We start from the raw sequence: 11,393 nt of genomic DNA, 5'->3' as shown, positions 1-11,393 counted from the left end.
TAATATTTTCTACTCCTTTTTTTATGTTTATTAATAAGGTTATGCATCAGATCAAATGAATTTTCAACAAGATTTAATCTACAAATATCTTTATAAATCAAGTTCCAATTTATTCTCAAAATAATAATATACCTCATAAAAAAACGTACATAACAAATTAAGTTATATACGTTTTTAATATTATTGTGATTCTTAAAAATCTATTTTTCTAAATCTAAATAATTTTCAATTTCCTCTACTAAACTATTAATAGATTCATTTTGACTATTAATCTTTTTGGCTTGATTTAAATATTCTAGAGCTTCTTTATAGATTCCGATTTTTTGTTGTTTCAATGCTTTGAATTTTTGTTGACCAGCGTTTGAGGTGCCAGTATTATTCATTGCATTAGTAATTTCATTATCTTTTTTAAGAATTAAATTTGCTAAACCTAGATAAGCATTTTCAAATTTTGGATCTAATTCAATTGCCTTTGTAAAATAATTTTTAGCAACATCATCTTTATTTTCATTAGATGCAATTATACCTAAATTGTAATTTAATAAAGCATTATTTGGATTTTTAGCTAAAGCAGCATTTGCAATTTCAACAAACTTATCATTTCTATTCGTTTGACTGTATAAATTCAATAAACTCATTAAAACATCATTATCATCTGGATTGTTTTTATAAGCTTTTGTGATGTATTGTTCAGCTTCCGAATAATTCTCTTTATTCATTAATATTAAAGAAAGATTTTTCAGAATTTCACCTCGTTGACTTGGCTCAGTAACCGTTTTTGGTTGAATGTGAGTTCCTTGACGCACTAACAAATCACGCATCTTTTTATCACTTCCAAATGATTGTACAGCACCATTAGCTTTTTCTACTGCAGTATAATAAACTGATTTACCATCGTAATTTAGATTAACCAATTCTTTATATTTACTCTCTGCAAAATCATAATCGTTTGCGCTAATTGCTGTTGAAGCAGCATAAAAAAGATAAACTGTATCTTTAGGACTTAATTGATATCCCAAATCAAATTTACGAGAAGCATCTTTAAATTTACCTTTTGTATTATCTGCAACAGCTTCGTTTACAACCTGAGCTAAAAGTATATTTGTAATAGGTTCAGCTTTTGCAGAATATTTATTATTCTTTGACGCTTTTTCAATTTCGGTTACTTTCTTAAATGACTCCACCGCTTTAACAACATTCTTTTCTTGATCTTCGGTCGCAGCTAAACTTAAAGCAGTTTGCCCAGTAAGAAAATAATATTCAGCTTTTTGTTCATCAGTTGCTGAACCCAACAACGGTTCAACTTTTTGCAAAGCTAAACGAGCTTCTGTGAAACTTTTTTTATCTACTAATTTTGAAGCTTCTTTTAATTCAGCCTTTTGAGCTGATGCTGATAAAGAAACTAATGCAATTGAAAATGCATAAAATTTATTTTTCATTATTCTTCAGAATTTTCTTGTTCTACATCGTTGTCATCGTCTTCAATGATTTCGTCATCTTCTATTTCATCTTCTACTGGAGGTAAAATTTCAGCATCTTCTGGAGCTACTAAATTTTCAGTATCAACTTCTTCTTCTTCATCCTTCATTACTTTTGCAACAGCAGCAATCGAATCGTTTCCTTTAATATTAATTAAACGAACACCTTGTGTTGCACGTCCCATAACACGTAAATCAGAAACTCGAATACGAATCGTTAAACCAGATTTATTAATAATCATTAAATCATCGTTGTCAGTTACTGCATTTAAAGAAACTAACAATCCTGTTTTGTCGGTGATGTTCATGGTTTTCACACCTTTTCCACCACGATTTGTTTCACGATATTCATCTAAAGAAGAACGTTTTCCGTAACCATTTTCAGACACTACTAAAATTTCACTATTCATATCGCTAACAGCAACCATTCCAATAACTTCATCTTTATCATGAGCTAAAGTAATACCACGAACACCAGAAGCTGTTCTTCCCATCGGACGAGTTTTAGCTTCATCAAAACGAACTAATTTACCAGATCTTGCAGCAACTAAAACTTTAGAGTTTCCGTCTGTTAATTTTGCTTCGAATAATTCGTCATCTTCTTTAATTGTAATCGCATTGATACCATTTAAACGTGGACGAGAATATTGTTCAAGCGGAGTTTTCTTAACCTGACCTTGTTTGGTAACCATGATTACATAATGGTTATTGATGTATTCTTCGTCTTTTAAATCTTGCGTACAAATGAATGCTTTTACTTTATCATCGTTTTCAATATTGATGATGTTTTGAATCGCTCTTCCTTTTGCTTGTTTACTTCCTTCAGGAATTTCGTAAACACGCATCCAGAAACATTTTCCTTTTTGAGTAAAGAACAACATATATTGGTGGTTTGTTGCCACATACATATGTTCTAAGAAATCTTGATCTCTTGTTCCGGCAGATTTTTGACCAACTCCACCTCTATTTTGAGTTTTGTATTCTGAAAGTGGTGTACGTTTGATGTATCCTGCATGAGAAATGGTAATAACTACTTGCTCATCCGGAATTAAATCTTCGATGTTCATTTCTCCACCAGCGTATTCAATTTGAGAACGACGCGCATCACCATATTTATCTTTGATTTCAACAAGCTCGTCTTTGATTACTCCCATAAGTAAATCTTTACTTGCTAATAACGATTCTAAATATGCGATTAATTTCATAATCTCCTCGAATTCAGCACGTAATTTATCTTGCTCTAGTCCTGTTAACTGGCGTAAACGCATTTCAACAATAGCACGAGCTTGAATCTCAGAAAGTGAGAAACGTTCAATTAAACGTTCACGAGCTTCATCTGCATTTTTAGAACCACGAATAATAGCAATTACTTCGTCAATATTATCAGAAGCAATGATTAATCCTTCAAGAATATGCGCTCTTTCTTGCGCTTTTCTTAATTCGAATTGTGTTCTACGCGTTACAACTTCAAAACGGTGATTTACGAAATGTAAAATCAAATCTTTAAGATTCAACATTTCAGGTCTTCCGTTTACTAATGCAATATTATTTACACTGAATGAAGATTGTAATTGCGTATATTTATAAAGTGTATTTAAAACGATATTTGGAATGGCATCACGTTTTAAAATATAAACGATACGCATTCCCTTTCTATCCGATTCGTCACGAATGTTTGAAATACCTTCAATTTTATGATCGTTTACCAATTCAGCAGTTTTTTTAATCATTTCTGCTTTATTGACTTGGTAAGGAATTTCTGTAACAACAATACACTCTCTTCCGTCAACCGTTTCAAAACTAGCTTTAGCTCGCATTACAATACGTCCACGTCCTGTTTTAAAAGCTTCGCGTACTCCTTCGTAACCATAAATTACTCCTCCAGTAGGAAAATCTGGTGCTTTGATGTGTTGCATTAGCTCATCGATTTCAATATCATTGTTATCGATATAAGCTAAAGTACCATCAATAACCTCATTTAAGTTATGAGGTGCCATATTTGTAGCCATACCAACTGCAATACCAGAAGCTCCATTTACAAGTAAAATTGGTACTTTTGTCGGCATTACTTTAGGTTCTTCTAAAGTATCGTCAAAGTTTGGTTGAAAATCAACAGTTTCTTTTTCTAAATCTGCAATGATTTCTTCAGCCATTTTTTTCATTCTTGCCTCAGTATAACGCATCGCTGCAGGGCTATCGCCATCTACAGAACCAAAGTTACCTTGACCATCGACTAAAAGATATCTTAAACTCCAATCTTGAGCCATACGAACCATGGCATCGTATACAGAAGAATCTCCATGAGGGTGAAATTTACCTAAAACTTCACCAACAATTCTTGCTGATTTTTTATGTGGTTTAGTGGCAGTTACTCCTAATTCGTGCATTCCGAATAAAACTCTTCGGTGAACAGGTTTTAAACCATCTCTAACATCTGGAAGCGCTCTAGAAACAATTACCGACATTGAATAATCAATGTAAGATGATTTCATTTCGTCTTCGATGTTAATAGGAATTAACTTTTCTCCTTCAGACATCATAATTTATCTATGTTTATTTTTATCAATAATTAACGGCTAATATACGTAAAATTAAGCTAAAATACAATCTGAAACTCAATTGTTATTAACAGTAAAATGTTTAAAAAACAAAAAAAGAACCTTAAATAATATTTTAAGATTCTTCCCTGATTACATTTCAACCGAATAAATATCGGATGAATTTCGTTTTATGTTCGAAAATTCAAAACCTCCCGGCTCAGGTATCATTTCAACCAAATGAAAAACGATACATTTTTTAGGCAAACCTTTAAAAAACAATGTAAAATTCAACGGTTTATTTTTAGGAATTACAGTCCAATCTGGTGCAATTGAAATTCCTTCAACATGAACCATCGGATAGCGAACTCCAGTAGCCGCATCTATCAAAAAAGTAGTTTTCCAAATACGAGCCGCATCATCATCTTCTGTAGAATGAATTTTAAAATGAACAATTACTTGACTTTCTTCTTGAGTTAATTCAAAAAGTTCAAATTGCAATTCTTCACAAATATCAAAATCATAAATAACTTCTTCTCTTTCTACAATTCGATTTCCATTCCTAACATCCATAATCAAAACTCAAAAATATATAAACACAAAAAAAGCGATTCGCAGGAACCGCTTTAGGGTGAAAGACGGGTCTCGAACCCGCGACCTTCGGAACCACAATCCGACGCTCTAACCAACTGAGCTACAATCACCGTTTGGGAGTTTTATTTTAAAAGTCAACTCTGAACTTTTTTGGGTGAAAGACGGGTCTCGAACCCGCGACCTTCGGAACCACAATCCGACGCTCTAACCAACTGAGCTACAATCACCGTTTGAGAGTTTTATTTTGAAAGTCAACACTGAACTTTTTGGGTGGAAGACGGGTCTCGAACCCGCGACCTTCGGAACCACAATCCGACGCTCTAACCAACTGAGCTACAACCACCGTTTGGGAGTTTTATTTTAAAAGCCAACTCTGAGCTTTTTGGGTGAAAGACGGGTCTCGAACCCGCGACCTTCGGAACCACAATCCGACGCTCTAACCAACTGAGCTACAATCACCGTGTTTGTTTAACGAGTGCAAATATAACAAGAAAACAGCACCTCGCAAACTTTTTTTACTGATTTTTACAGTAAATTATCTAAGCTATTGACTGCCAAATATCTTTCTGTAGTAAATCCTTCAGCATAATCTACAAAAACCAAACGTCCAAGGTCACGTGCGCGATAATTAATACTATCAGTGAAATTTTTAGTAGCAATTGGCGAAATCGGTTCTTTTGAATTTGGGTCGTAAAATTGCGAACTATAAGCCATTACAGCTTTTTCTTTAATTTCCATAAAATCTGATACATCAACCACAAAATCAGGTTCTATGTTTTGCCATTGAATGTAATGATAAACCACTTTTGGACGCCAAGCTTCTTGAGCTTCACCATTCAACTCGGTTTCAATTCGCCTTAAACCCGAAAGAAAACAAGCATCTGAAACTAATTTACTACCTTTTTCGTGGTCGATGTGACGGTCTTCAATAGCATTACATAAAACGACGTTAGGTTTATATTTACGAAGCATTTTTATAATTTCTAGTTGATGCGCTTCATCATTTACAAAGAAACCATCTCTAAAACGTAAATTTTCTCGAATTTGAACACCTAATATTTCAGCAGCAGCAGCAGCTTCGTTATCACGAATTTCAGCAGAACCGCGCGTTCCTAGTTCGCCACGAGTTAAATCAACAATCCCAACCTTTTTACCTAAACTTATTTCTTTGGCAATCGTAGCTCCACAACCTAATTCTACATCGTCTGGATGTGCGCCAAAAGCTAATATATCTAATTTCATTATTTTATGATTTTCTTTATTGTTTGCGATTTATTTATGGTTTCTAAAAATTCACTTTCCGGATCACTATCTTTTGTAATTCCACCACCTATAAATAAATTTGCTTGATTTTTTTCTAATTCCATACAACGAAGGTTGACAAAAATATCTGATTTTAAACTCTCATTTGTTTCAAAATCTTTATTTATTTCACCTAAAAATCCCGAATAATAATCGCGATTGTAACCTTCGTTTTGAATGATAAATTGTTTCGCTTCTTGTTTAGGTAAACCACATAAAGCTGGAGTCGGATGCAAAGCTAAAACTATATCAGAAAGTGAAACGTCAGACTTGATTTTAGCAGAAATATCCGTTTTGATATGCAATAAATTTCCTGCTTGCGCCGTAAAAGGTTCAGATTTAGAAATCTTCTCAACAAACGGACTTAAACTTTGTTCGATAAATTGAGTAACAAACAATTGCTCTTCTTTTTCTTTATCACCCCAAAAAACAACCTCTTGATTTTCAATATACAATTGAGTACCAGCTAAAGCAACAGTTGAAACAACATCTCTTTCAATCTTAACCAATTGTTCGGGAGTTGCACCTAACCACATCCCTACTTTTGGATGGTAAAAACAATAACAAAAAGCCGATTTGTAAGTTTGAACCAACTTTTTATAATACGTTATAAAATGGCTTTGATTCGCTAAAACAGATTCTTTACGTGAAAGAACAACTTTTAAAAATTTATTTTTCTGGATAGCTTCTACTCCATCCTCAACTAAATTCACATGAAATTCTTTGGTTTCTAAAGTCGGTAAATCATCATTATAATGATTTAATTTTTCATTAAAATCAATTCCTTCAAACTTGATAATTTCAGATTTAACTTCATCAAAAAAAACAAAATCATTTCCATCAAACGGAGCAAAAACAAAACCATTTTTATCTAATTTTTGATTAATAACCAAAGCATCATCAAAACTTAAAAAAGCAATATTTTTTTTCGAATTTGGTTTATTATAAACTACAAAAGGAAGTTTTTTATCGAATTGATTTTGAATACTTTCAAAAAATAATTCCATACTATTTATTTTTTGGCATTACAATATTTGTTAATTTACATAACGAAATTAAATTTCCTTCTTCGTCTTCAATTCTAATTTCCCACAAATGCAAGGTTTTTCCTTTATGAACAATTTTAGCCGTTGCAAAAACTTCGCCTTCACGTTTACTTTTTAAATGATTTGCCGAAATTTCAATTCCGCGAATTTCTTCAGTCTCAGGATTAGCAAATAACATTGAAGCTGCACTTCCAACACTTTCTGCCAAAGCAACACTAGCACCACCGTGAAGCAAACCCATCGGTTGATGAACTTTTGAATTCACAGGCATTTTTGCTTTTAAAAAACCTTCACCAACATCAATATATTCAATCGACAAAGTTTCCATTAAGGTATTTTTAGAATATTGCGCACAACTTTCTAATATTTTTTTCTTTGTAACATCATCCATATCAAACAATTATAAAAAATAAGTTTTTAGAATCTATAAAAATAAAAGTACTAAAAATCTGACGGAATAAAGTTAATCTAGAACAATAAATTTAATCTTGAGAATCATAGACTTTCACAATCTAAAAACTCGACCGTTTAACTAAAAAGTAGTATTTTTGTAAATTAATAAAAAAGCGAATATTTCTGTATGGAAGATTTAAATAAAGAAGTTTTTGAAGCTTTTGAAGTGATAAAAAATGGTGGGATTATCTTGTATCCTACTGATACTGTTTGGGGAATTGGTTGCGATGCTACAAATGAAGCTGCAGTTAAAAAAATATACGATTTAAAAAAACGAGAAGAATCTAAAAGTATGATTGTATTGGTTCATAACGACCGATTACTTTACAATGTTTTTAGTCAAATACCCGAAGTTGCTTTTGATATTTTAGATTGCGCAGAAAAACCAACTACTTTAGTTTTAGACAATCCGAAAAATGTGGCAAAAAATATTATTGCACCTGATAATTCGTTAGGAATTAGAATTGTAAATACACCGTTTTGTTTCCGATTGATAGAACGCATGAAAAAACCATTGGTTTCTACTTCTGCTAACATAAGTGGCGTTCCAACTGCGACAACTTTCGCTGAAATTAGCGACGAGATTAAAAATGGAGTTGATTATATTGTTGGTTTAGATAAAGACGTTAAACGTACCAAATCATCAACTGTAATCAAATTAACGAATGATAGTAAAGTTACTATCTTAAGAAAATAATTTCCGAAAAGAAATATAATGATTGAATCAAATAATTACAAAGAAGCTTTACAAAATCCCATTTTTGAAATCATTTCAAAGGCTGCTGAACTTTTAAACGTTCAAAGTTATGTGATTGGAGGTTTTGTGAGAGATTACATATTAGAACGAAACTCCAAAAAAGACATTGATGTTGTTGCTGTTGGTAGCGGTATTGAATTGGCTTTGAAGGTTTCTGAATTACTTCCGAATAATCCAAAAGTTCAGGTTTTTAAAAATTACGGAACAGCCATGCTTCGTTTTGAAGATATTGATATTGAATTTGTTGGCGCAAGAAAAGAATCTTATCAAGCAGATAGTAGAAATCCGATGGTGGAAGATGGTACTTTAGAAGACGACCAAAACAGAAGAGATTTTACGATAAATGCTTTAGCTTTTTCTTTAAATAAAGAAACTTACGGTGATTTGGTTGACCCATTTAACGGAATTCAAGATTTAAAAGATAAACGTATTGTAACGCCTTTAGACCCAGATATTACCTATTCTGACGACCCTTTACGTATGATGCGCGCCATTCGTTTTGCTAATCAATTGGATTTTATGATTGATGAAACATCGTTAAAATCTATTACGGAAAATGCAGAAAGAATTGACATCATATCTGGCGAACGAATTGTAGAAGAATTAAACAAAATCTTGATGTGCGAAACGCCTTCAAAAGGTTTTTTACTTTTATATAAAACCCATTTATTAGAACGTATTTTACCAGAATTAACAGCGTTGAACAGCGTTGAAGAAATTGAAGGTCAAACTCATAAAAACAACTTTTATCATACTTTAGAAGTTGTAGATAATATTTGTAAAAATACCGATGACGTTTGGTTGCGTTGGTCGGCTTTATTACACGATATCGGAAAAGCTCCAACTAAAAGATACAACAAAAAACAAGGTTGGACCTTTCATGGTCATGAATTCTTAGGTGGTAAAATGGTAAAGAAAATCTTTCAAAGATTACACATGCCATTAAACCATAAAATGCGATTTGTACAGAAAATGGTGATTATGAGCTCTCGTCCGATAGTTTTATCAGAAGATGCAGTTACCGATTCGGCTGTTCGTCGTTTGGTTTTTGATGCTGGCGAAGATGTTGAAAATTTGATGACTTTGTGTGAAGCAGATATCACAACGAAAAATCCAAAGAAATTTAAAAAATATCACAACAATTTTAGTATCGTAAGAAAGAAAATTGTTGAAGTTGAAGAACGTGACCATGTACGTAATTTTCAACCACCAATTACAGGAGAAGAAATTATGGAAATATTTAATTTACCACCGTCTCGCGAAATTGGTCAGTTAAAAGAAGCAATAAAAGAAGCTATTCTAGAAGGAGAAATTCCGAATGAATATGAAGCTGCCTACGATTTCATGATGAAAAAAGCATCTAAAATGGAATTGCAAGTAGTAAATCCAAAAATGTAAACTATGAAAAACACAGCATTTCTTAAAATGGCTAAAACCTCATTAGTTTTAGTTTATTTAGTAATTATTGCCGGAGCTACTGTACGAATGACAGGTTCTGGAATGGGTTGCCCAGATTGGCCTAAATGTTTTGGATATTACATTCCACCAACAGATGTTCAAGAATTAACTTGGGAAACTTACCATGAATACAAAAAAGGTCAAGTTATCATCAAAGATGAAAAGCTTTTTGTTGCTAAAGAAACTTTTAAGTCTGATGAAATGTATCATCCTGAAAATTGGGCAGAATATACAAAACACGATTATGCCGAATTTAATCCAATGCATACTTGGGTGGAATATATAAACAGATTATGTGGCGCTTTAGCTGGAGTTGCTTGTTTTATACTTGCAATTATGTCTTTTAGATTTTGGAAAACCAAAAAATCTGTAGTTGCTTGGTCTTGGATTGTTGTTTTTTTATTAGGTTTTAATGCTTGGTTAGGTGCAACGGTTGTTTATTCAGTTTTGAGCCCGATTAAAATTACAACCCACATGATTGCAGCTTTATTAAATGTTGCCGCATTAATTTATGTGATTCATCTAGCTAAAGAAAATCATAATTATAAAAAATACAACGCTACATTTAAATTCTTTTTATGGATTTCGATGATTTTAACTTTGATTCAAGTTGGATTAGGAACACAAGTTCGTGAATTTGTTGACCATCAAGTAAAAGCAGGAATAGGTAATGAATTGTTATGGTTACAAAATCCGGATGTAACATTTTATATTCACAGAACATTCTCAATCATCGTTCTTCTAGTAAATATATATTTGTATTTAAGAAACAGAAGATTGAATCTAGGATTTACAAATTTAAATTGGGTGATGTTATTGTTATTGCTTGAAATTGGTACAGGAATTGCGATGAATTATTTCGGATTTCCATTTGGTTCACAAGCAGCACATTTGGTTTTAGCAGCTGTTTTATATGGAATTCAATTCTCACTAATTTTAGATAGTAATAAAAAACATCAGATTACCTAAATGAAAAAAATTCTAATCCCTTTAGTATTACTTTGTCAAAATTTTGGTTTTGCTAACAATAATAACGGTTTATGGTTAATGTATTTTGGAAATGTTGCTATAAAAGAAACACCGTTTAAAGTACATTATGAAATTCAAGACCGAAATCACAATATAGGCACCGATTTAAATCAATTGTTAGTTCGAGGTGCATTACAATATAATTTTAAAAACGAAGTTACTTTTGGAGCTGGTTATGGCTTTATTCAAACAGAAAAAGAATTTACTCCTGATTTACCCGTTCGAGAAAACAGAATTTATCAAGAAGCTTTATTACAACAAAGTGTAGCTAAAATAAATTTAAAGCATCGTTTTAGATATGAACAACGTTTTATTGAAAATACTGATTTTAAAACTCGTTTTCGTTATCAATTAGGATTAGATATTCCGATTTACAATACAGATTGTGGTAAAAATTTCTTTGCGACTGCTTATAATGAAATTTTTATAAACGGAGAAAAAACAGAAACTTCTGGTTTATTTGACAGAAATCGTTTGTTTATTGGAGCTGGAGTAAAACTGAATAAAAAAATAGCCATTCAGGCCGGTTGGATGAATCAAATGTTAGAAAACAAATCTGACCAACAAATCATGTTATCATTACATCATCAGATAAAATGGAAATAAAAATTTTCTGAAAATTAATTTAAATATTAATTTAGAAATGAATAAAAAAATGAGTTCGATATGATTTTTGAACTCATTTTTTTATTCTCTCATTTCAATTTATTTTATGAAAACTAAATTAATACAATTGTTT

At 32.0% G+C, this 11,393-nt stretch carries 10 protein-coding genes and 4 tRNA genes; 4 read left to right on the top strand and 10 right to left on the bottom strand.

The window, feature by feature from the left end; genetic code table 11:
• Window positions 1–200: 200 nt before the first annotated feature.
• The 10 genes from HW119_RS12410 to HW119_RS12365 all read right to left on the bottom strand — a co-directional run bounded on the left by HW119_RS12410 (window position 201) and on the right by HW119_RS12365 (window position 7,348).
• Window positions 201–1,439: a tetratricopeptide repeat protein gene (locus HW119_RS12410; protein WP_177764854.1), complete on the bottom strand. Its 1,239-nt coding sequence runs from the start codon at window positions 1,437–1,439 to the stop codon at window positions 201–203.
• Entirely contained in the window at window positions 1,439–4,015 is a 2,577-nt protein-coding gene (gene gyrA / locus HW119_RS12405) for a DNA gyrase subunit A (protein ID WP_177766650.1), read from the bottom strand. The genes HW119_RS12410 and gyrA overlap by 1 nt, the downstream gene beginning before the upstream one ends.
• Before the next feature lie 153 nt (window positions 4,016–4,168).
• Window positions 4,169–4,588 carry a hypothetical protein gene (locus tag HW119_RS12400; protein ID WP_255497876.1) on the bottom strand — a complete coding sequence of 140 codons (420 nt, stop codon included), beginning with the start codon at window positions 4,586–4,588 and terminating at the stop codon, window positions 4,169–4,171.
• A 56-nt stretch (window positions 4,589–4,644) separates the two neighbouring features.
• Window positions 4,645–4,720: transfer RNA gene (locus tag HW119_RS12395), tRNA-His, on the bottom strand.
• A gap of 41 nt (window positions 4,721–4,761) precedes the next feature.
• Window positions 4,762–4,837: transfer RNA gene (locus HW119_RS12390), tRNA-His, on the bottom strand.
• Window positions 4,838–4,877: 40 nt separating this feature from the next.
• Window positions 4,878–4,953, bottom strand: a tRNA-His gene (locus HW119_RS12385).
• A gap of 40 nt (window positions 4,954–4,993) precedes the next feature.
• Window positions 4,994–5,069 (bottom strand) — tRNA-His (locus HW119_RS12380).
• A gap of 65 nt (window positions 5,070–5,134) precedes the next feature.
• Window positions 5,135–5,851, bottom strand: a complete 717-nt coding sequence (gene bshB1 / locus HW119_RS12375; RefSeq protein ID WP_177764853.1) for a bacillithiol biosynthesis deacetylase BshB1 — start codon at window positions 5,849–5,851, stop codon at window positions 5,135–5,137.
• On the bottom strand, window positions 5,851–6,918 hold the full coding sequence (locus HW119_RS12370; protein WP_177764851.1) for a chorismate-binding protein: 1,068 nt from the start codon (window positions 6,916–6,918) through the stop codon (window positions 5,851–5,853). The genes bshB1 and HW119_RS12370 overlap by 1 nt, the downstream gene beginning before the upstream one ends.
• Before the next feature lies 1 nt (window position 6,919).
• A complete protein-coding gene (locus tag HW119_RS12365) occupies window positions 6,920–7,348 on the bottom strand; it encodes a PaaI family thioesterase (RefSeq protein ID WP_177764849.1) in 429 nt (142 codons plus the stop codon).
• 189 nt (window positions 7,349–7,537) lie between these two features.
• On the opposite strand from HW119_RS12365, the gene HW119_RS12360 reads away from it, so the two are divergent.
• Genes HW119_RS12360 through HW119_RS12345 form a run of 4 tightly spaced genes read left to right on the top strand, consistent with a single transcriptional unit; the run spans window position 7,538 to window position 11,260 of the window.
• Entirely contained in the window at window positions 7,538–8,107 is a 570-nt protein-coding gene (locus HW119_RS12360) for an L-threonylcarbamoyladenylate synthase (protein ID WP_177764847.1), read from the top strand.
• Between the two features lie 18 nt (window positions 8,108–8,125).
• Window positions 8,126–9,565 carry a CCA tRNA nucleotidyltransferase gene (locus HW119_RS12355; RefSeq protein WP_177764845.1) on the top strand — a complete coding sequence of 480 codons (1,440 nt, stop codon included), beginning with the start codon at window positions 8,126–8,128 and terminating at the stop codon, window positions 9,563–9,565.
• Between the two features lie 3 nt (window positions 9,566–9,568).
• On the top strand, window positions 9,569–10,594 hold the full coding sequence (locus HW119_RS12350) for a COX15/CtaA family protein (RefSeq protein ID WP_177764843.1): 1,026 nt from the start codon (window positions 9,569–9,571) through the stop codon (window positions 10,592–10,594).
• Window positions 10,595–11,260, top strand: coding sequence for a DUF2490 domain-containing protein (locus HW119_RS12345; RefSeq protein WP_177764841.1), 666 nt, complete (start codon window positions 10,595–10,597; stop codon window positions 11,258–11,260). It begins immediately after the preceding gene.
• Window positions 11,261–11,393: the final 133 nt, after the last annotated feature.

This window comes from Flavobacterium sp. I3-2 (assembly GCF_013389595.1).
In the GTDB taxonomy this organism is placed as follows: domain Bacteria; phylum Bacteroidota; class Bacteroidia; order Flavobacteriales; family Flavobacteriaceae; genus Flavobacterium.
The sequence above is the reverse complement of the archived record's forward strand: the minus strand, read 5'-3'. Positions and strand labels throughout refer to the sequence as shown.